The sequence below is a fragment of the Ornithinimicrobium tianjinense genome (genome assembly GCF_014636495.1).
Taxonomy (GTDB): Bacteria; Actinomycetota; Actinomycetes; order Actinomycetales; family Dermatophilaceae; genus Ornithinicoccus; species Ornithinicoccus tianjinensis.
The window spans coordinates 1-16057 of the sequence record NZ_BMEM01000003.1 but is presented as its reverse complement, the minus strand read 5'-3'; the positions used below and the strand labels follow the sequence as shown (position 1 = coordinate 16057).

Sequence of the window (16057 nt, the reverse complement as noted above, 5' to 3'; positions counted from 1 at the left end):
TGACACGAACGCCTGTCCGGTGCGGCAGGAGCGCCTGTCCGGTGCGGCAGGAACGCCTGTCCGGTGCGGCAGGTACGCCTGTCCGGTGCGGCAGGAACGCCTGTCCGGTCGGGGTGGGGACGACGACCGGCCGGTACCTCCCCTGCAAGGTACCGGCCGTCCGCCGCGACCGTAGGTCGGCTCTTCTGCGACCAGGTGTCGCGGAGGTGAACACTCGGCGTGCGCCGGATGGCCAGCACGCACCGACGGCGTGGGTCTCTTGACGGGCCTCTGCGAGGATCGTCGGGTGACCAGCCCCTTCCTCCCGAACGTCCTCGTCCTCGGCGGCACCGCGGAGGCCCGGGACCTGGCCGCGCGCTTGCACGCCCAGGGGTATGCCGTGACCTCCTCCCTCGCCGGCCGCGTCTCGCAGCCCCGGCTGCCGGTCGGGGCGGTCCGCGTCGGTGGGTTCGGCGGGGAGGCCGGCCTGGCGGCATACCTGAGCGAGACCGCGACGACGCACCTGGTCGACGCGACGCACCCGTTCGCGGCCACCATGAGTCAGCACGCCGCGCGGGCGGCGGAGCGCACCGGGGTGCCGCTGGTCCGGTTCGCGCGGCCCGGCTGGGCCGAGCACCCCGACGCGGGGCGATGGACGTGGGTCGAGAGCCACGAGGAGGCGGCGGCGCTCGCGGCCGGGGGGAGCCGACCGTTCCTGACCACCGGTCGGCAGACCCTCTCCGGGTATGCCGCGCGCGCCGGCCTGGCCGGTCTACCGGTGCTGGTCAGGGTGGTCGAGGAGGTCGACGAGGAGCTGCCGGAGGGCTGGACGGTCGTCCGGGACCGCGGTCCGTACACCGTGGAGGGCGAGATGCGGCTGATGCGGGAGCACGGCACGGACCTCGTGGTCACGAAGGACTCCGGGGGCGACTACACGAGCGCCAAGCTCGACGCGGCCCGCGAGGTCGGGGCACGGGTCGTGGTGGTGCGGCGGCCGGCGACGGTCCCCGGTGTCACCGCTGTCGAGGACCTCGACGACGTCGTCGGCTGGGTGACCGGTCGGGCGTAGCACTCAGCCGTCCGCGGCACCTCACTTCGAGAGGGAAGCGGCTCTGAGAGACGGTTGTGACCCGCGCGAGGAACGGTTTCCCTCATGAGGTCCTCGGTCAGGAGGGTGCCTGCAGTCGTGGGTGCCCGCATCGTGGTGCCGCACCCCACGGTCATGCCGGGCCGGTCTCCACCTGGTCCAGCACGCCCACGGTCCTGCCGATGACCGCCACGGCGGGGGCGCAGATCCCGGCCTCGTCCGCGGCCGCCGCGATCGTCAGCAGGTCTCCGCGGACGCTGCGCTGCGAGGGCATCGCTCCGTCGGCGACGACGGCGGCCGGGGTGGTGCCGGGCAGGCCGTGCTCGACCAGGCGGCGGGCGATGGAGCCCAGCGTGGAGACGCCCATGAGCACGACGATGGTGAGACCGCTGGCCGCGAGGGCCGCCCAGTCCACGGTGTTCCGCGGGTCGTCGGGCCCGACGTGGCCCGAGACCACCACGAAGCCCGGGGTGACGTCGCGGTGGGTGACGGGGATGCCGGCGAGGCCGGGAACGGCGACGGCAGAGGTCACGCCGGGCACGACGCGCACGGGCACGCCGGCCGCCGCGCACGCCAGCCACTCCTCGCCGCCGCGGCCGAAGACGAAGCTGTCCCCGCCCTTGAGCCGGACGACCCGGCGGCCCTGGAGCGAGCGGCTCACGAGGACCTCGTTGATCACCTCCTGGGGCGTGAACTCGCCCCGGGGGATCTTGCCGACAGGGACCCGCTCCGCCGACGCCGGCGCGAGGTCGAGCGCGCCCAGTGGCGCCAGCCGGTCGTAGACGACGACGTCGGCGGTCCGCAGCGCCTCCGCCCCGTCGAGGGTGAGCAGCCCGGTGCTGCCCGGGCCGCCGCCGACGAGCACGACCTCGCCCGGCGGGGTCGAGGCCGTGGTCAGGGACGCCGCAGTCTCCTCGGGGGCAAGCCCGGCGCGGTCGCGCACCACCAGGTCGACCTGGTCGAGTTCGGCCCCGGTCGTCGGCACCACCGTCACGAGCCCGCGGCCCGCCAGATCGCGCACCTCTGCGTCCGGCGTGTCGGTCGCGACCGAGACCTCCAGACCCCGCTCCAGCAGCGCGTGGACGGTCTCGCTGACGAGCGGACCAGGGTGCGTCACCAGGGCCCGCAGGCCATCGGCCCCGCGCCATCCGGGCAGCGGCAGCCATCGTCCGTCCGGGCCGCTGGTCAGCGCGCCGTCGTGTGTCATGTGTCCCTCTCCTCGTCCTTCAGCAGGGTCTCACCCAGCGCCCGCAGCAGCCCGTCCGTCGTCAGGGGGTCCCGCACGGCCACCCGGCACCACTGCGGCCCGAGGCCGGGGAAGGTGTCGCCGCGACGCACGGCATACCCCTTGCCGCGCAACAGCTCCCGGACCCCGCGGCCCAGCTCGACCAGCACGAACGGCGCCTGCGACGGCACGACCCGCACCCCGAGCGCGCGCAGGCCCTCGACGAGATGATCGCGCCATGGCGCCAGCTCGGCGGCCAGGCCAGCCTCCTCTGCGGCGGCCGCAGGCGTCGAGGTCGCCTCCATCACCGCCAGGGCCGGCGTGCTCACCGACCACGGCGGCTGCTGCTCGGCGAGGCGTGCGACGAGGGTGGGGTCGCCCACGACATACCCGGCCCGCAGCCCCGCCAGCCCCCAGGTCTTGGTCAGGCTGCGCACGACGAGCCGACCCGGCATCCGGGCAGCGATCAGGCTCTGCGCCTCGCCGCCGACCACCTCGTCGAGGAAGGCCTCGTCCACGACCAGCACGCCACGGGTGCGTCGGTGCAGCTCGCGGAGCTGGTCGGCCGGGTGCAGGACGCCCGTCGGGTTGGTCGGGTTGCCGACGACCACGAGCGGCCCGTCGCTGCCGGAGGGCAGGTCGTCGACCACCAGCGTGAAGTCGTCGTCGGCGCGCAGCAGGTGGCGCTGCACGGGCACCCCGGCGCGGTGCAGCGCGGCCTCCGGCTCGGTGAACTGCGGGTGCACCACCAGCGCCCGCCCGGCCAGCCCGGCGCGCGCGACGAGCGTGAACGCCTCCGCCGCCCCCGAGGCCGGCAGCACCATGTCCTCGCTGACGCCGTGCCGCCGCGCCAGCGCGGCGCGCGCGTCCCTGGCGTCGGGGTAGGCCGCCAGCCCGCGGACCGTGTCGCGGACCGTGGCGGCCAGCCAGTCGGGCGGCGCGGCCTGCCGGACGTTGACCGCGAGGTCCACCAGGTCCGGCGAGGTCTCCCGGTCGCCATGGTGCAGCAGGTCCGGCTCCGGCCTCGCCTGCGGCGCCTCGGGGTATGCCGTGTCGCCCGCGGGTGCGCTCGCGCCGGCGGGTGCGCTCGGGGTGGCGGGGGTGGTGCGGGTGGCCGGTGCGGTCAGGCTCGACGCCCTGTCCCACGCCGCCACCGCGTCGGTGAAGCTCTGCGCCAGCTGCGGATGACCGGCCCAGTGCGCGTGCAGGTAGGAGGCGTGCACCGTCGCACGGCCGGTCCCGGCCGGGTCGAGCGCGAAGCCGGTCGGCCCGTGCGGTCCGTCCCAGGCAGCGACCTTCCCGGCGACCGGGTCCGTGGCCGTCCGGTGGAACTCGTGGCCGGTGACCGTGGTCCCCGCAGGCCCGAGCACCGAGTCCACGGTCGACGTCGCCTCGCGGTAGCCCAGCGTCAGCCGCGGCCCCATCGCCGCCTGCGCCGGGACCGCGCCGACGAACGAGCGGCCCTCCACGGTCTCGCACAGGTAGAGCAGGCCGGCGCACTCGGCGACCGTCGGCAGGCCAGCCGCGATCGCGTCCCGCACCTGCGCCAGCAAGGCGGTGTTGGTCGACAGCGTGGCGGCATGCATCTCGGGGAAGCCGCCGCCCAGGTAGAGCCCGGCGGTGCCGGGCGGCAGCTCGCGGTCGAGCGCGGGGTCGAACGTGACCACCTCGCAACCGGCGGAGCGCAGGAAGTCCTCGGTCTCGGCATACCGGAACGTGAAGGCGCGGCCCCCGGCGACGGCGACGACCGGACGGCGCCCCTCCCGTCCGGAGACGGGGGACAGGCCCGGCTTCCACGGCGTCACGGTGAGCGAGGGAGCCGTGCGGGCGAGCGCGACCACGGCGTCGAGGTCGACATGCTCGGCCGTCTGCTCGGCGAGCCGCGCGAGGGTCGCCGCCGCCTCGGCGCGCTCGGCGGCCGGGACGAGCCCGAGGTGGCGCGAGGGCACCGAGATCCCCGCGTCGCGGGGGAGCGCGCCGAGCACGGGCAGGCCCAGCCGCTCCACCCAGCGGGTCACCTCCTCGGCGTGGCGGGGCGAGCCGGTGCGGTTGAGGACGACCCCGGCGACGTGCACGCGCGGGTCGAAGGTGCGCAGCCCGTGCACGGCGGCGGCGATCGTGCCGGAGGCGCTCGCGACGTCCAGCACGAGCAGCACCGGCGCCCCCAGCAGCCGCGCGACGTGCGCGGTCGAGGAGTCGCCGTCGGTCCCGAGCCGCCCGTCGAAGAGCCCCATCACACCCTCGACCACCGACAGGTCAGACCCGCCGTCGGAGAGGGCAGCGTGGGCGAGCATCGGCGCGACGCGCTCCTCGCCGACCAGCCAGGGGTCGAGGTTGCGACCCGGGCGACCGGTCGCCAGCGCGTGGTAGCCCGGGTCGATGTAGTCCGGCCCCACCTTGCCGGGGGACACCGTGAGCCCGCGCGCGGTGAGCGCCGCCATGATGCCGACCGAGACGGTCGTCTTGCCCTGCCCGGAGGCCGGTGCGCCGATGACGAGGCGGGGCAGGTCGAGCGGCCCGGGAGGAGCCTGCGACCGGAGGGGACCTACCACTCGATGCCCTTCTGGCCCTTCTGCCCCTTGTCGAAGGGGTGCGCGAGCTTGGTCATCTCGGTCGACACGTCGGCGATCTCGAGCAGCGCGGGGTGCGGGTCGCGGCCGGTGATGACGACGTGCTGGTAGCCGGGGCGCTCGCGCAGCGTCGTCACGACGTCCTCGGGGTCGATCCAGCCCCATTTGATCGGGTAGGTGAACTCGTCGAGCACGTAGAGCTGGTGGGTCTCCTCGGCGAGGCGGCGTTTGATCTCGGCCCAGCCCTCCTGCGCGTCGGCGGCGTGGTCCTCCTCGGTGCCGGCCTTGCGCGACCAGGACCAGCCCGAGCCCATCTTGTGCCACTCGACCGGCCCGCCCTTGCCCGTGGTGCGGTGCACCTCGTCGAGCGCCAGCAGCGCCTCCTCCTCGCCGATCCGCCACTTCGCGGACTTGACGAACTGGAAGACCCCGATCGACCAGCCCTGGTTCCAGCCGCGCAGCGCGAGGCCGAAGGCGGCGGTGGACTTCCCCTTGCCGGCGCCGCTGTGGACCACGACCAGCGGGGTATGCCGTCGCTGTCGCGTCGTGCGTCCGTCGTCGGGGGTGACGGTGACCTGTCCTTGGGCCATCTCAGGCTGCCTTCCTGCTGCGGGTGGTGACGATGTCGACGAGGGAGCCCGCCGCGACGTGCTCCAGGGGGAGGTGCTCGGCGCCCATACGGCTGGCGAGGTCGGCGGCCAGGCCCATCCGGAAGCGCCCGGACTCGCAGTCGACGACCACGGTGTCGCAGCCGTGCTCGCGACCCGCCCAGCGGTCGGCGACGTGCTGCGCGCGGGCGAGGGCCGACGCGCCGGCGGTCGCGCGGCCGTCGGTGACCAGGACGAGGAGCGCACGCTGGTCGCGGTCGCGCACGCGCTCGCGGGCCAGCACCCGGTGCGCCTCGACGAGGCCCTCGGCGAGCGGGGTGCGCCCGCCGTGCCCCAGCTCCTGGAGCCGGGCCGCCGCGGCCTCGACGGACGACGTCGGCGGCAGGACGAGCTCGGCGTCGGTGCCGCGGAAGCTGATCAGCCCGACGCGGTCCCGGCGCTGGTAGGCGTCCATCAGCAGCGAGAGCACCGCCGTCTTGACCTCCTCCATCCGGCGTCGTGCGGCCATCGAGCCGGAGGCGTCGACGACGAGGAGGACGAGGTTGGCCTCCTTGCCCCGGGTGACGGCGAAGCGCAGGTCCTCGGCGCTCCAGCCACGCCTGCCCTGTCCGGCAGCGCCGGTGGCGCCGGTGGTCGCGCTCGTCGCGATGGTCACCGGGGTGGTGGCGCGGTCACTGCGCTCCGTCGCTCGCCGCGTCGCGCCGGCACGCACTGTGGCCGGCAGGTGGACCGCGGCGCCGTGCGGCTCCCGGCCCGCGGGGTGCACACCGACGGTCCGCCCACGGGTGGTCAGCGCCGGGCTGCGGCGCCCGACGGGTCCGCTGCCGAGGCCCCGGGCGGCCAGTCGACGGGTCCGGTAGGGCGCCCGCGGAGCGGCGACACCGACGGGCGTCGGCACCGCGCCGCTCCCGTCCTGGGGCCGCTCGGGCGGGGTCTGCGAGGAGGTCTCGGGCGTCGGCCGGTCGTGGTGCGGGGCGTCGTCGGGGCCGCTCTGGCTCGGCCCACCGTGGTGCTGACCGTCGTCGGGGCCCTCACCGTCGGTGTCACCGTCGTGACCGTCCGGCCCGTCGGGGCCATCATCGGGACCGTCGGGCTCGTCCGGACCCTGCGGCCCCTCGGGCTCGTCGTCCGGGCCCTCGGGCAGCTCCTCGTCGAGCAGCGCGTCGAGGAGCGCCTCGTCCAGACCCGGCTCGTCGAACGGCGAGCGCCTCCGCCGGTGCGGCAGCGCCAGCAGCGCCGCCGCGCGGATGTCCGCCCGGGTCACCCGGTCGCGGCCCTCCCACGCCGCGTGCGCCACGGCCGTGCGGGCCGTGACGATGTCCGCCCGCATCCCGTCGACGTCGAAGCCCGCGCACACCCGCGCGATCGCCCGGAGCGCCGTGTCGCCCAGCTCGACCTCCGCCAGACGAACCCGCGCCTGCGCCAGGCGCGCGGTGAGGGCGGCCTCGGCCTCGGCATACCCGGACCGGAAGGCGACCGGGTCGGCGTCGAAGGCGAGCCGACGACGGACCACCTCGGTGCGCTCCTGCGGGTCGCGGCTCGCGCGCACCTCGACGGTCAGCCCGAACCGGTCGAGCAGCTGCGGTCGCAGCTCGCCCTCCTCGGGGTTCATCGTGCCGACGAGGGTGATCCGCGCCGGGTGGCTCAGCGAGATGCCGTCGCGCTCGACCGTGTTGGTGCCCATCGCGGCTGCGTCGAGGAGCACGTCGACCAGATGGTCGTGCAGGAGGTTGACCTCGTCGACGTAGAGGATCCCGCGGTGCGCCTCGGCGAGCAGCCCCGGCTGGTATGCCGCGTCGCCCTCGCCCAGCGCGCGCCGCAGGTCGAGGGCGCCGACGACGCGGTCCTCGGTGGCTCCGACCGGCAGCTCGACGAGGCGGGCCGGGCGGGTCGTCGTGCGGGCGCCGTCGTGCGGAGAGTCGGGGCAGCCGTCGTCACGGGCGGGGTCGCAGCCGAACCGGCAGCCGCCGACGACCTGCTGCTCGGGGAGCACGCCGGCCAGCGCCCGCACCATCGTGGACTTGGCGGTGCCCTTCTCGCCGCGGACCAGCACGCCGCCGATCTCGGGGGAGAGCGCGGTCAGGAGGAGCGCGGTCGAGAGGTCGTGGGCGCCGACGATCGCGGTGAAGGGATAGGTGGGCGCTGCCATCTGGCCTCCTGCGAGTGTCCACGCTCGCGGTCAAGGGGCTCTCCGCCACGGGTCGTGGGGGAGGACGCAGGAGCGAAGTCCTGGCTCGCGGCCCCGATGGGGGCTGGCTCACAGTGGCGGGACCGCTCCGGAGTCGCACCGGAATTCCACGCCCTGCGTCGGGCGCCAGCATGCCACAGCGGCCGGCGTCCCCGGCCCCCGGCTCTCGCCCCGGCCCCCGTCTCGCCCCGGCCCCCGTCGCTTGCCCCGGCCCCCGGCTCTCGCCCCGGCTCTCACCCCGGCCATCTCTCGCCTGGCCCTCCCCATCTCGCCCCGACTTCATGAGGCAAGCGGTTCTTCGCGTCGGTCACAACCGTCTTGAAGAACGGCTTCCCTCATGAGGTCGCGACTTCCACGCTCGGCCCGCGCCCGGCATATCGACTTATCCACAGGATCGCGCTGGCCCGCAACGCGGACGCCCCGGACCGGCCCACACTGCCAGGCATGACCGAAGCGCCCGGCCTCAAGGACCGTGTGACCGCCTTCCTTCACGGCCCTGGCCAGGGCATCCTGACCGTGGCCGACCTGAGGGCGCTGCACGTCGGCCCGGCGGTCCTGCGCACCCTCGTGCGGGAGGGCGTGATCGTCCGGATCGTGCGGGGGCTCTACGTGCTGGCAGCCCTCCTCGACCCTCCTCCCGAGGAGGTGAAGGCGCTCGGCCGCGCGGCGGTCGTGGAGCGAGGACATCTCCTCCTGCTCGACGCCCTCCTGCGCGCGTACGGCCCCGGGATGGCCGCCAGCCACCAGACGGCCGCGCTCGCGTGGGGCATGCCGGTGCTCCTCCCGACGCTCGACCGCGTCCGGCTGGTGCACACCCGCATCGGCGCGACGGGCCGGCGCCACGAGCGCTTCACCACCCACCGTTGCGAGCACGAGGACGCGTTCACTCGGCACCAGGGTCGCCGGCTCGTCCTCCCGCACGTCGCGGTCCTCGGGACAGCGGTCCGGTATGGCGTCGACGCCGGTCTCGTGGCGGCCGACGGCGCACTGCGTGCCCGGCTGACGACCAGGTCTGACCTCGAGGAATGGCTCACCCGCTGGCGGCATCATCCGGGTCTGTCGACGGCGCGAGCCGTGGTCGAGCTCGCGGACGGCAGCGCGGACTCCCCAGGGGAGAGCCTGCTCCGACGCATCCTGGTCGGGCTGGGGATCCGCTTCCAGGCCCAGCACTGGATCCGCGCGGAGAACGGCCGCTTCTACCGCGTCGACTTCTACCTGCCCGACCTCGGCGTGGTGCTCGAGTTCGACGGGAAGGTCAAGTACGGCGACCGGAACCGCCCGGAGGAGGGCGGTCATGACGGCGAGATGACCGTGGTCGAGGAGAAGGTGCGGGAGGACGCCATCCGCGCTCTCGGGTATGGCGTGGGCCGGGTGATCTGGTCCGGGTTGGCCGAGGAGAAGGTCCAGGCGGTCATCCGGACCGCCGCGGGGCAGGCCCAGCCGCAGGCTCTCCACCGGCCGTCCTGCCCGCCGCACTGGGCACGGTGATCTGGGCGTCATCTCCTGGGCGTCATCTCCTGCGCGTCATCTCCGGGGCGTCGGCTGGGCAGCGAGCTCCTGGACCGTCATCCCACGCGAGCCCACGCACTTCATGAGGCAAGGGGTTCTTCATGACGGTGACGACCGACGCGAAGAACCGCTTTCCTCATGAAGATGGGCACACAGGCCGGCAGGCGCGTCGCTCTCGACGGAACACGTGCGACCGGCACTACGTTTTGCCGCGAGGCCGTGCCACAGCACGCGCAACCGGTCCTCGTGGCGGACCGACGTGCGGACCGCGAAGACGTCCTCCAGCAGCCCGGGTTGCAGGACGTCGGCGGTCGGTCCGGACCTGACGACCCGGCCATCGTCCATGACGACCAGGTCGTCGCAGGTCGCGGCGGCCAGGTCGAGGTCGTGGAGCACGACGACCGTCGTCCGGCCGAGCTCACGGACGCGCTGCAGCAGGTCGATCTGGTGGGACAGGTCGAGGTGGTTGGTCGGCTCGTCGAGGAGCAGCACGTCCGGCTCCTGGGCGAGGGCCCTCGCCAGGTGGAGGCGTTGCTGCTCGCCGCCGGAGAGGGTGCTCCAGCGGCGGTCGGCGAGGTGGGTGACGTCGGCCAGCGCCAGGGCGCGGGCGACGGCGTCGTCCTCGGTCGAGGGCCACGGGGACGGACGCCCGGTTCTCGAGGGCCAGGTGGTCGAGGGCCAGGTGGTCGGACGCCCGGTTCTCGAGGGCCACGGGGACGGACGCCCGGTTCCCGAGGGCCAGGTGGTCGGACGCCCGGTGGTCGGGGGCCAGGTGGCCGGGCTCCCGGTGGCCGAGCGCCGGACGGCTGGACGCCAACGGTGCCCGTGGGCGTGGGCGTAGCGGCCGAGGGCCACCACCTCGCGTCCGCGTAGCTCGAGGTCGGTGGTGGCTTTCTGCTCCACCAGGGCGATGCGGCGGCCGCGCTCGCGGGGGCGCAGGTGACGGACCTGCCGCCCGTCGAGCAGCACCTCCCCTCGGGTCGGCACGAGTAGACCGGCGAGCAGGTGCAGCAGGCTCGTCTTGCCCGAGCCGTTGGGCCCGACGATCCCGGTGACGGCGCCGGCGGTCAGGTCGAGGCGGACGTCGTCGACGATCAGGCGGCCGGCGACCTGCCAGGACAGGGCGCGGACCTGCAGCGACCCAGGTGGCGCGCTCATGCCCGCCTCGCCTGCCGGCGCAGCAGCGCGACCAGCACGGGTGCACCGACCGCGGCCGTGAGGATGCCGACCGGGATCTCCTGACCCGGTGCCAGCGAGCGGGCGGCGGTGTCGGCCCACAGCATGAGCAGCGCGCCGGCCAGCGCCGTCAGCGGCAGCAGCCCGCGGTGTCCCGGTCCCACCACCAGGCGCACCAGGTGGGGCACGACGAGCCCGACGAAGCCGATCGGCCCGACGACCCCCACGGTCGCGGCGGTCGCCAGGGCGGTGCCGACGAGCAGCAGCCAGGTGACGCGGCGCACGTCGACCCCCATCGAGCGGGCGGCCGTCTCGCCGAAGGCGAAGGCGTCGAGGGTCTTGGCTGTCGCCGTGAGGCCCGCGACGACGCCCAGCCCGAGGACCACCAGCAGCACGGCGCTCCCGGCCCGGACGCCAGCGAAGGAGCCGAGCGTCCAGGCCAGCACCTGCCGGGCGGTGTCCCGACTGCCCAGCAGGATGATGAGCATCGACGTCGCGGCGGAGGCCAGCTGAGCGATGGCCACCCCGGCGAGGATCGTCCGCGATGCAGGCAGGGTGCCGCTGCGGTCGGTGGCCAGGGCGAGGACGAGCACCAGCGTGAGCACCGCACCGGCCATCGCGGCACCGCCCACACCGACGGCGGCCGCGACACCCGACGCGACCTCCGACGCGGCCGTGCCGAGGAGGGAGAGGCCGAGGAGCGGCATACCGACGGTGAGGGCGACCACCGCGCCGAGCGCCGCGCCGCCGGAGATGCCGAGCAGAAACGGGTCGGCCAGCTCGTTGCCCAGCAGCGACTGCATCACCGCGCCGCACTGCGCGAGCACCGCCCCGACGGCCATCGCCGCCAGCACCCGAGGCAGCCGCAGCTGCCAGACGATCTGGTCCTCCAGGACCGTCACGCCGGCACCGTCGACGAGCCGCAGGCGCCGGGCGACCACCTCCACCACGTCGACGGGCGCGACCTGCACGGAGCCGAGGCCGAGCACCACCACGGCGCTCACCCCGAGCACGACGCAGCCGACGACCCCGAGCGGCCAGGCCGGGGCCCTCAGCATCGTCATCACCGCGACCCGACCCCCCGGCCCACGTCGGCGAGGTCCAGGTCGGCCAGCTGCTCGGCCACGTGCACCGCCCCGTCGACCAGCCGCACCCCGGGCGTGGTCTCGCTGAACGGCACCACGACGTAGCGCTCCTCCCGGACGGCGGTCAGCTCGCGCAGCACCGGGTCCTGCTCCAGGTAGTCGATCTTGTCCTCGGCCGTGGACCACAGCGCGTCGGGGAGGACGATGACGTCGGGGTCGGCCTCCAGGACCGTCTCCCACGACCCGTCCGCCCAGCCCCCGTCGAGGTGGCCGAAGACGTTGTCGGCGCCGAGCGCGTCCAGGATGATCGCCGGTCCGCTGTCGGCCACGCCGACGAACGGGGTGTCCTCGCCGGAGTCGTACCAGAGCACGGTCGTCCCCGGGGCCGCAGCCACGTCGACGGCGCCGAGCTGCGCCTCCTGCGCGGCCACGAGCTCCTCGGCCGCCGCGGACGCCCCGGTGAGCCGCCCGATCTCGCGCAGCGCTGACCAGACGTCCTCGAAGCCGGGCTCCGCGGCGCCGGGCGTGCGGGGGCAGTCGAGCGGGTCGACATACGTCGCGATGCCGCGAGAGGCGAGCTCCTCGCGCGTGCCGACGACCTCGTCGGTGAACGAGCTCTCGTAGGAGGTCAGCGCCAGGTCCGGCCCTGCGGCGAGGAACTGCTCGAGGCTCGGGTACTCCGGCGAGAGCACGGGCACCCGCGCGTAGTCGGCCGCGAAGCGCGCCGCCACCTCGTCGTCGAGGTATGCCGTGCCCGCCATCCGGTTCGCCAGCCCCAGGCCGAGGGCCTGCTCGGTGGCGCCCTGGTTGAGCGTGACGATGCTCGTCGGGGCCTGGGTGACGGTGACCTCGACGCCGCAGTTGTCGATCGTGACCGGGAAGGCGTCGCTGCCCGGGGCGCTCCCGGTCGCGGGGTCTTGGACGGACGCGCCGGGCGGGCCGGGCGGGCCGGCGCAGCCCGCGAGCAGCACGGCGAGCAGCACCAAGCACGCCGCAGGCGGCGCGAGCAGGTGTGAGGACAGGGGACGCCGAGGGGGCATGGTGAACCTTCGCTGTGCAAGGCCTGTTCGCGAGGCCGTGACCAACGACGTCGGCAGGTCTTCGGGCTCGGGATCATCCGGCCGGGACACCTTCCCGGGCTCACCGTCCCAGTGGTCGCTCGTCCCGACCGTCACCCCTACCGCTGCGCGCCAGCTCCGGACTTCGACCGGATTCCCACTGCACTCGGGGTGCAGCCGACGTCGACCGGGGTGGCCGGTCGGCGTGCACAGTAGCACCGGCGCCGCGGGCTGCTCGGTGACCGCCGAGCAATCCGGCCCTGGCTAGAGTCAGCCTCCGTGATCGACGTGGTGGGGCTGGGCGAGGCCGGCTGGGAGGTGCTCGACGGGCGTGCCCGCGGGCTCGTGACGGGTGCGCGCGTGCTCCTCGGCGGCCGCCGCCACCTGGGGCTGGTCCCTGCGGTGGCGGGGCAGGAACGGCATACCTGGCCCTCGCCGTTGCGTGCCGGCCTGTCCGGCCTGCTCGCCGAGATCGAGGTCGACCGTGGCGGCGTCGTGGCCCTGGCCAGCGGCGACCCGCTGCGCTCCGGGGTGGGCACCACGCTCGTCGACCTGCTCGGCGCGGCAGCCGTGCGCATCCACCCCGCGCTGTCGAGCGAGACCCTGGCGCGGGCGAGGATGGGCTGGTCCGCGGAGACCACCGACGTCGTCACCGCGGTCGGCCGCGACCTGCGCGCCGTCCTGCCCCTCCTGGCGCCGGGCGCCCGCGTCGTCGTGCTCTGCTCAGACGGTGCCGATCCCGCGCGCCTCGCGGCGCTGCTCACGGACCGCGGCTTCGGTATGGCGACACTCACCACCCTCTGGCGCCTCGGCGGGGTCGACGAGGGCTCGCGCACGGGGTCGGCGGCGTCCTGGCCGGCGGGGGAGCTGACGCCCGACCTGGTGCTGTGCTGCGTGGAGGTGCCGCTGGGTGCAGCAGCGGCGGGCCCGGCACCGGGGAGGCCGGAGGACGCGTTCGACCACGACGGGCAGATCACCAAGCGTGACGTGCGGGCGAGCGCCCTGGCGCACCTGCGGCCGACCGCCGGCGCGCACCTCTGGGACCTGGGCGCCGGGTCCGGGTCGGTCGGCCTCGAGTGGTGCCTGGCCGCGCCGCGGGCGACCTGCACTGCGGTGGAGCGCGACCCCGCACGTGTCGACCGGATCCGCTGCAACGCAGACGATCTGGGGGTGGGCGCGCGGCTGTCGGTGGTCGCGGCAGGACTGTCGGAGGCGCCCTTCGCCGATCTCCCCAGCCCCGACGCCGTCTTCGTCGGCGGTGGCCTGAGCGCTGCCGTGCTCGACGCGGTGCGGCCCCACGTGCCGGTCGGCGGTCGTCTCGTCGCGCACGCCGTCACCCTCGAGACCGAGGCGGTCCTGGTCGCGGCGCGGGCCGATCTCGTCCGCGCCGGCTGGGACGCCGAGCTGACCCGCCTCACCGTCGAGCACGCTCGCCCGCTCGGCCGCTACCTGTCCTGGACGCCCGCCCGACCCGTCGTCCAGCTCTCCGCCCTCCGGAAGGACCAGCCATGACCGTCCACTTCATCGGCGCCGGCCCGGGCGCCGCCGACCTGCTGACCCTGCGCGCAGTGCGCCTGCTGGAGTCCAGCCCGGTCTGCCTCTACGCCGGCACCTACCTCGACGCCGAGGTCCTCTCGCACTGCCCCGAGGGCGCCGGCCTGGTCGACACGCAGCGGATGACCCTCGACGAGATCACCGCGCGGCTCGTCGAGGCCCACCGCGCCGGCCAGGACGTCGCGCGCCTGTGCTCCGGCGACCCGAGCGTCTACTCCGCGATCGCCGAGCAGACCCGCCGTCTCGACGCTGCCGGCGTCCCCTGGGACGTGACCCCCGGCGTCCCCGCGTATGCCGCGACCGCCGCCCTCGTCGGTCGTGAGCTCACCGTGCCGGAGGTGGCGCAGTCCGTCGTGCTCACCCGCGCGCAGAAGGACTCCACGAAGATGCCCCCGGGCGAGCAGCTCGCCGCCTTCGCAGCGACCGGGGCGACGCTCGTGCTCCACCTGGCCATCCGGCATACCCGTAGGTTGGCGGAGGAGCTGACCGAGCACTACGGCGCCGACTGCCCCGTCGTCGTCGGCTCGCAGGTCAGCCAGCCCGACGAGCTCGTCCTGCGGGGCACGCTCGCCGACATCGCCGACCAGGTCGAGGCGCACGGCCTCACCCAGGCGGCCGTCATCCTCGTCGGTCGCGCGCTCGCCGCCGAGGACTTCGCGGAGTCGCACCTCTACTCCTGCGCCAGGGCCGGCCGGTGACCGATCGCGGCATGGTCGGATGCGGCATCGTGTGCGTGTGACTGAGCCGAGGCCCATGCCATCAGGAGCTGAGCGTCCGCGGCGCTCCCCGGAACGTCGTGCTGTGGCCGTCGGCCTGGGAGGGTTCGCCGCCTTCCAGGCTGCCTCGAGCGACCTGCGGCAAGACCCGGATGCTGCTACTCAGGTAGCAATTATCGTCCTACTCAGGTAGTATCGATGCATGAAGGTGAGCGTAAGTCTGAGCGAGCAAGACCTCGCGGCCCTCGACCGTTACGTCGAAGAAGCTGGCCTCGAGTCGAGGTCGGCTGCCGTCCAGCAGGCCATCCGCCGCCTGCAGGACCCGCAGCTGGAGGCGGCCTATGCCGCCGCCTGGGAGGAGTGGGCCGTTGCAGGGGACGAAGACGCGTGGGCGTCAACGTCCTCGGACGGGCTGACCGATGCTGCGCGGTGAGATCCTTCTCGTCGATCTGGATCCGGTGCGCGGCAGCGAGGCCAACAAGCGGCGGCCCGCGGTGCTCGTCAGCAATGATCGGGCGAACACCATGGCTGAACGACTCGGTCGTGGAGTAGTCACCGTCGTGCCCGTGACCAGCAACGTGGAGCGGATCTTCCCGTTCCAGGTGTTGCTGCCAGCCGACGAGACAGGACTGCGGGTGGACTCCAAGGCCCAGGCGGAGCAGGTGCGCTCCGTCGCAGTTGAGAGGGTCGGTTCTGCGGTAGGCCGGGTGTCGCACCGCCTCATGGCCGCGGTCGATGAAGCGTTGCGAATCCATCTGCAGCTGTGACCGCCCGACGCGCGGCAGTAGTGTGCGGCCACGAGTCAAGCTGTGCTCAGTCTTCGACCGCGACCAGGTCTACCCAGACCCTCTCCAACCCGGTGGGGTCGACTTCGTCGGTTGTCACGACCAGTCAGGTTCTCGTGCCTGAGGCAGGGGCAACACCAGCATCCCGTCCGCGTCTCCAAGCGCCACCGTCTCATCCGGGGTGGCAATCACGGTGCGAGCAGGTGCCGACCGATCGGTTGCTACGAGGCGTCTTCGGGCCTCGCCGCTACGTACCGGAGGGACCGTGATGAGCACTGACAACAGCCGGCCGATGACGCCGGAGGAGGAGTACGAGTTCTACGCCGACCCGCGCAACCAGGAGCCCCAGGGATCTGCGCGTCGTCGCAAGCGTCCGATGAGCGCACCCGTGCCGGTTCGTTTCCCCGCGGAACTGCTCGAGGAGGTCAAGCGCGCTGCAGAGGCGGACGACCGCTCAGAGTTGAGTCCCGCATAGTGGTGTAGCGCGGTAGCTGAGGTCGTCGTCTCCGGCGTGTTT

Annotated in this window: 14 protein-coding genes and 2 riboswitches; of the genes, 7 read left to right on the top strand and 7 right to left on the bottom strand. The window is 74.3% G+C overall.

All coding sequences use genetic code 11. The features are described from left to right. The first annotated feature begins 286 nt into the window (after positions 1-286). Complete coding sequence (locus IEV65_RS09890) at positions 287-1048, top strand: cobalt-precorrin-6A reductase (RefSeq protein ID WP_188430363.1); 762 nt, start codon at positions 287-289, stop codon at positions 1046-1048. A 151-nt stretch (positions 1049-1199) separates the two neighbouring features. Here the strand turns inward: IEV65_RS09890 and cobA are convergent, their stop codons facing one another. Genes cobA through IEV65_RS09870 form a run of 4 tightly spaced genes read right to left on the bottom strand, consistent with a single transcriptional unit; the run spans position 1200 to position 7618 of the window. Next, a complete protein-coding gene (cobA, locus tag IEV65_RS09885; RefSeq protein WP_188430362.1) occupies positions 1200-2273 on the bottom strand; it encodes a uroporphyrinogen-III C-methyltransferase in 1074 nt (357 codons plus the stop codon). Then, positions 2270-4843 (bottom strand): bifunctional hydrogenobyrinic acid a,c-diamide synthase/histidinol phosphate aminotransferase CobBC, encoded by a 2574-nt coding sequence (cobBC, locus tag IEV65_RS09880; protein WP_229735151.1) that lies wholly within the window; start codon positions 4841-4843, stop codon positions 2270-2272. The genes cobA and cobBC overlap by 4 nt, the downstream gene beginning before the upstream one ends. After that, positions 4837-5451, bottom strand: coding sequence for a cob(I)yrinic acid a,c-diamide adenosyltransferase (gene cobO, locus IEV65_RS09875; protein WP_188430360.1), 615 nt, complete (start codon positions 5449-5451; stop codon positions 4837-4839). The genes cobBC and cobO overlap by 7 nt, the downstream gene beginning before the upstream one ends. 1 nt (position 5452) lies before the next feature. Then, positions 5453-7618: a magnesium chelatase subunit D family protein gene (locus tag IEV65_RS09870; protein WP_188430358.1), complete on the bottom strand. Its 2166-nt coding sequence runs from the start codon at positions 7616-7618 to the stop codon at positions 5453-5455. Between the two features lie 63 nt (positions 7619-7681). Further along, a riboswitch (adenosylcobalamin (AdoCbl) riboswitch) is annotated at positions 7682-7778 on the bottom strand. Between the two features lie 323 nt (positions 7779-8101). Here IEV65_RS09870 and IEV65_RS09865 point away from each other — a divergent pair. Beyond that, positions 8102-9145 (top strand): type IV toxin-antitoxin system AbiEi family antitoxin domain-containing protein, encoded by a 1044-nt coding sequence (locus IEV65_RS09865; protein ID WP_188430356.1) that lies wholly within the window; start codon positions 8102-8104, stop codon positions 9143-9145. Positions 9146-9265: 120 nt separating this feature from the next. Here the strand turns inward: IEV65_RS09865 and IEV65_RS09860 are convergent, their stop codons facing one another. The 3 genes from IEV65_RS09860 to IEV65_RS09850 are packed head-to-tail and all read right to left on the bottom strand — an operon-like array spanning position 9266 to position 12467. Beyond that, complete coding sequence (locus IEV65_RS09860; RefSeq protein ID WP_188430354.1) at positions 9266-10324, bottom strand: ABC transporter ATP-binding protein; 1059 nt, start codon at positions 10322-10324, stop codon at positions 9266-9268. After that, entirely contained in the window at positions 10321-11406 is a 1086-nt protein-coding gene (locus tag IEV65_RS09855) for a FecCD family ABC transporter permease (RefSeq protein WP_229735149.1), read from the bottom strand. Before IEV65_RS09855 ends, IEV65_RS09860 begins: the two co-directional genes overlap by 4 nt. Next, complete coding sequence (locus tag IEV65_RS09850) at positions 11406-12467, bottom strand: ABC transporter substrate-binding protein (RefSeq protein ID WP_188430352.1); 1062 nt, start codon at positions 12465-12467, stop codon at positions 11406-11408. The genes IEV65_RS09855 and IEV65_RS09850 overlap by 1 nt, the downstream gene beginning before the upstream one ends. Before the next feature lie 35 nt (positions 12468-12502). Continuing rightward, positions 12503-12682: riboswitch (cobalamin riboswitch) on the bottom strand. An 82-nt stretch (positions 12683-12764) separates the two neighbouring features. On the opposite strand from IEV65_RS09850, the gene cbiE reads away from it, so the two are divergent. From cbiE to IEV65_RS09825, 5 genes are all read left to right on the top strand, one after another. Further along, positions 12765-13997, top strand: coding sequence for a precorrin-6y C5,15-methyltransferase (decarboxylating) subunit CbiE (cbiE, locus tag IEV65_RS09845; protein ID WP_188430350.1), 1233 nt, complete (start codon positions 12765-12767; stop codon positions 13995-13997). Further along, positions 13994-14737: a precorrin-4 C(11)-methyltransferase gene (gene cobM / locus IEV65_RS09840; protein WP_188430348.1), complete on the top strand. Its 744-nt coding sequence runs from the start codon at positions 13994-13996 to the stop codon at positions 14735-14737. Before cbiE ends, cobM begins: the two co-directional genes overlap by 4 nt. Before the next feature lie 220 nt (positions 14738-14957). Beyond that, on the top strand, positions 14958-15188 hold the full coding sequence (locus tag IEV65_RS09835; protein ID WP_188430346.1) for a ribbon-helix-helix domain-containing protein: 231 nt from the start codon (positions 14958-14960) through the stop codon (positions 15186-15188). After that, a complete protein-coding gene (locus tag IEV65_RS09830) occupies positions 15175-15522 on the top strand; it encodes a type II toxin-antitoxin system PemK/MazF family toxin (RefSeq protein ID WP_114928882.1) in 348 nt (115 codons plus the stop codon). Before IEV65_RS09835 ends, IEV65_RS09830 begins: the two co-directional genes overlap by 14 nt. A gap of 286 nt (positions 15523-15808) precedes the next feature. Beyond that, positions 15809-16015, top strand: a complete 207-nt coding sequence (locus IEV65_RS09825) for a CopG family transcriptional regulator (protein ID WP_188430344.1) — start codon at positions 15809-15811, stop codon at positions 16013-16015. Positions 16016-16057: the final 42 nt, after the last annotated feature.

Bases quoted from the DNA above. Each gene is read 5' to 3' on its own strand.
- IEV65_RS09865 (WP_188430356.1), top strand. From the start codon at position 8,102: ATGACCGAAGCGCCCGGCCTCAAGGACCGTGTGACCGCCTTCCTTCAC.
- IEV65_RS09870 (WP_188430358.1), bottom strand. From the start codon at position 7,618: ATGGCAGCGCCCACCTATCCCTTCACCGCGATCGTCGGCGCCCACGAC.
- IEV65_RS09850 (WP_188430352.1), bottom strand. From the start codon at position 12,467: ATGCCCCCTCGGCGTCCCCTGTCCTCACACCTGCTCGCGCCGCCTGCG.
- IEV65_RS09830 (WP_114928882.1), top strand. From the start codon at position 15,175: ATGCTGCGCGGTGAGATCCTTCTCGTCGATCTGGATCCGGTGCGCGGC.
- IEV65_RS09860 (WP_188430354.1), bottom strand. From the start codon at position 10,324: ATGAGCGCGCCACCTGGGTCGCTGCAGGTCCGCGCCCTGTCCTGGCAG.
- IEV65_RS09825 (WP_188430344.1), top strand. From the start codon at position 15,809: ATGAGCACTGACAACAGCCGGCCGATGACGCCGGAGGAGGAGTACGAG.
- cobO (WP_188430360.1), bottom strand. From the start codon at position 5,451: ATGGCCCAAGGACAGGTCACCGTCACCCCCGACGACGGACGCACGACG.
- IEV65_RS09855 (WP_229735149.1), bottom strand. From the start codon at position 11,406: ATGACGATGCTGAGGGCCCCGGCCTGGCCGCTCGGGGTCGTCGGCTGC.
- cobM (WP_188430348.1), top strand. From the start codon at position 13,994: ATGACCGTCCACTTCATCGGCGCCGGCCCGGGCGCCGCCGACCTGCTG.
- cobA (WP_188430362.1), bottom strand. From the start codon at position 2,273: ATGACACACGACGGCGCGCTGACCAGCGGCCCGGACGGACGATGGCTG.
- IEV65_RS09835 (WP_188430346.1), top strand. From the start codon at position 14,958: ATGAAGGTGAGCGTAAGTCTGAGCGAGCAAGACCTCGCGGCCCTCGAC.